Annotated in this window: 2 protein-coding genes and 2 pseudogenes; 3 read left to right on the top strand and 1 reads right to left on the bottom strand. The window is 39.3% G+C overall.

Going from position 1 to position 2579, the window contains the following annotated elements; translation table 11 throughout:
• From DESAMIL20_RS03130 to DESAMIL20_RS03135, 3 genes and pseudogenes are all read left to right on the top strand, one after another.
• Positions 1-627: pseudogene (locus DESAMIL20_RS03130) on the top strand (IS200/IS605 family element transposase accessory protein TnpB); the annotation flags it as partial.
• A 1-nt stretch (position 628) separates the two neighbouring features.
• Complete coding sequence (locus tag DESAMIL20_RS10450) at positions 629-778, top strand: hypothetical protein (protein ID WP_158090497.1); 150 nt, start codon at positions 629-631, stop codon at positions 776-778.
• Positions 765-1853: a hypothetical protein gene (locus tag DESAMIL20_RS03135; RefSeq protein ID WP_086033370.1), complete on the top strand. Its 1089-nt coding sequence runs from the start codon at positions 765-767 to the stop codon at positions 1851-1853. The genes DESAMIL20_RS10450 and DESAMIL20_RS03135 overlap by 14 nt, the downstream gene beginning before the upstream one ends.
• Positions 1854-2019: 166 nt before the next feature.
• Here DESAMIL20_RS03135 and DESAMIL20_RS03140 read toward each other — a convergent pair.
• Positions 2020-2579 (bottom strand): annotated as a pseudogene (locus tag DESAMIL20_RS03140) (IS200/IS605 family element transposase accessory protein TnpB); the annotation flags it as partial.

Raw genomic sequence — 2579 nt, forward strand, 5'->3', positions numbered from 1 at the left:
TTATTTATAAACCAGCCGATAGAAAAAGACCGCTTATTTAAAACCATTAACAAACTCTCAAAGGCTAAAAGAAACTCAGGCGATATTAAAGCCCCTAACTATTGGCGCGTTATCAAAGGCATAGAGGAACAGATAGCGCAAGACACAGCTAACAGAATAGTGGAGTTTGCCGTTAAGCACAATGCCGATGTTATAGTCTTTGAGAACTTAAGCAAGATGAAAAAACCTAAAGACTTTTACGGCGCTAAGAAACTGCGATTTAAACTCCACTTTTGGACTAAACAGGCAATAGTAAGAAAAACCTTACAGAAAGCACATCTTTTTGGCTTAAGAGTTACCAAAGTTCTTGCAAGAGGCACATCACAGTATGCTTTTGACGGTAGTGGTGCAGTGGAAAGAAACAGCAAGAAAGACCTCTGTAAGTTTACTACTAACAAGCACTATCACAGTGACCTTAACGCAAGCTATAATATCGCAGCAAGGTTTTTCATAAGGCTTTACCTAAAACCCTTACCAGAAATGGCAAGGTTGCAGTATCAGGCAAAAGTTCCTGAGATTGCAGCGAGACATCAGCAGACTTTGGCTTCATTAATTAGACTGCGTGAAGCCTTAAGCTTGGCGGCTTAATATGCTTTTGCAGCCCGTATTTAAGTCAAAGGAAGCTTTACCCATAGGACGCTTAGGCGGACTTGGGGAAAGAGGATGTCACTGCTATTTAGACCATTATAAAGAATTTGGCAAACTTTGCCAGAAAGGAGGTGATGATGAGAAAAATTAAGTTTTTAGGGTTAGGGTTGCTTTTATTAGGTTTAAGTTTCAACTTATACAGCTGTGCGGGCTACACAACAGCGGCAATTTCAAGTCATGCTAATAGTAAATACGAAGCTATTAACTTACAGCCAGAGGCAGAGAAAAACATACAACAGACTTATAACGCTACATTAGACACTCAAAAGCAGTATCCCACAGGGACGATAGATGTGGTGTTTAATGACTTAGCGGTAAGAATGAATGGGGGTATTCTTACTCCAGCAGTTTGGTTAAACGGCAGTAAATACCTATCACAAGAATACATTGATAAAGTTTTATCCTATGCCAAAGAGTCAATGCCTAATGTGAATTTTATAGTGAAAGATAAGCCTGATTTCAATAGTCAAAATCCGCAGTTAGTTTTCTTTCCAAGTTATTTTAACCACGCAGTAAATGGTTTAGTTAGTTATCTTCATACTATTTACAACTCTACCTACGCAGTATTTGAGTTAAATGGCAAATATTACCTAATTACAAATGAAATTTACGATAATGGTTATGGTTCTGTTGTTTTTAGTATGTTTTCTAACTACTTCAAAGACTACTACAAATCTGAACTTTTAGCCTACTATCCTGTCTTTCCAGCTGTTAAAGCTTTAATGCTTAAAGCACAAAACCAGCCATTGAGCCCGTATCTTTCTAATTGGCTAAACGCAGTTAAACAGTGGCAACCAGCCCCTGTAAACAATGACAAGGTAGCTTTTAGAATAGCAGATGATGCCAAACTTCCCTGCGTTTACAATTACAAGTGGACGGAACACAAAAAAGACGCACAAGGCAAAGAGTATGGCAAGAATGAGCCAGAGTGGTATCAAAACCTAAAAGGCATAGCCCCTTACCTGTTTATGCCTGAAAACAGCCCTGAATGCCAAGCAATAGAAAAGAATGTAAAAGACAATACCGAGATTACCCAAGCCATTATGGAAGTGGTAGCTAAAAATTGGGAAAAAGAAACCAAACCGATAATAGACCATTGGGACAAATACAGCAAAATAACCGTAGGTGCGGATAATGCTACAAGCGTGGCAAAGGCAAGCGAATAACAACCAAGCAAGCGGTTTCCCGCTTGCTTTATTACTTATGTGAGTGTCGTATGAAAATTTTTAGTCTTGATATTAAAAAACTTAGTGACATCCTCTTTCCCCAAGTCCGCCTAAGCGTCCTATGGGTAAAGCTTCCTTTGACTTAAATACGGGCTGCAAAAGCATATTAAGCCGCCAAGCTTAAGGCTTCACGCAGTCTAATTAATGAAGCCAAAGTCTGCTGATGTCTCGCTGCAATCTCAGGAACTTTTGCCTGATACTGCAACCTTGCCATTTCTGGTAAGGGTTTTAGGTAAAGCCTTATGAAAAACCTTGCTGCGATATTATAGCTTGCGTTAAGGTCACTGTGATAGTGCTTGTTAGTAGTAAACTTACAGAGGTCTTTCTTGCTGTTTCTTTCCACTGCACCACTACCGTCAAAAGCATACTGTGATGTGCCTCTTGCAAGAACTTTGGTAACTCTTAAGCCAAAAAGATGTGCTTTCTGTAAGGTTTTTCTTACTATTGCCTGTTTAGTCCAAAAGTGGAGTTTAAATCGCAGTTTCTTAGCGCCGTAAAAGTCTTTAGGTTTTTTCATCTTGCTTAAGTTCTCAAAGACTATAACATCGGCATTGTGCTTAACGGCAAACTCCACTATTCTGTTAGCTGTGTCTTGCGCTATCTGTTCCTCTATGCCTTTGATAACGCGCCAATAGTTAGGGGCTTTAATATCGCCTGAGTTTCTTT

This window comes from Desulfurella amilsii (assembly GCF_002119425.1).
Taxonomy (GTDB): Bacteria; Campylobacterota_A; Desulfurellia; order Desulfurellales; family Desulfurellaceae; genus Desulfurella; species Desulfurella amilsii.

What these genes read in the sequence shown, in the direction of transcription:
- DESAMIL20_RS03135 (WP_086033370.1), top strand. Translation starts at nt 765, where the DNA reads ATGAGAAAAATTAAGTTTTTAGGGTTAGGGTTGCTTTTATTAGGTTTA.
- DESAMIL20_RS10450 (WP_158090497.1), top strand. Translation starts at nt 629, where the DNA reads ATGCTTTTGCAGCCCGTATTTAAGTCAAAGGAAGCTTTACCCATAGGA.